We start from the raw sequence: 324 nt of genomic DNA, 5'->3' as shown, positions 1-324 counted from the left end.
CATCAGCAGCTGGTCACAAGCCAGGCGTTCCTCCGGCAGGAGGAGTTCCAGCCCGCCCTCGACGAGGCGTTCTGGGATGTCGTGGTGGTCGACGAGGCACACAAGGCCGCCAAGCGGGGTGAGTCGCCGAGCAAGACGTCGCAGATGGTTGAACGGGTCGCTGGTAATTCCGACTCACTATTGCTCCTCAGCGCGACGCCACACGACGGCAAGGGCGAAGCATTCCGCTCGCTTGTTGAGTACATCGACCCATTCCTCGTCGCGGAGGACCAAGACCTCTCGAAGGACGTCGTCGACCGCGTGATGATCCGCCGCGGAAAACAG

At 62.7% G+C, this 324-nt stretch carries 1 pseudogene; it reads left to right on the top strand.

Features of this window, described 5'->3' with window-relative positions:
• A pseudogene (locus tag EXE42_RS17445) lies at positions 1–324 on the top strand (helicase); the annotation flags it as partial.

The sequence above is a fragment of the Halorubrum sp. SP3 genome (assembly GCF_005435195.1).
Taxonomy (GTDB): domain Archaea; phylum Halobacteriota; class Halobacteria; order Halobacteriales; family Haloferacaceae; genus Halorubrum; species Halorubrum sodomense.
The sequence above is the reverse complement of the archived record's forward strand: the minus strand, read 5'-3'. Positions and strand labels throughout refer to the sequence as shown.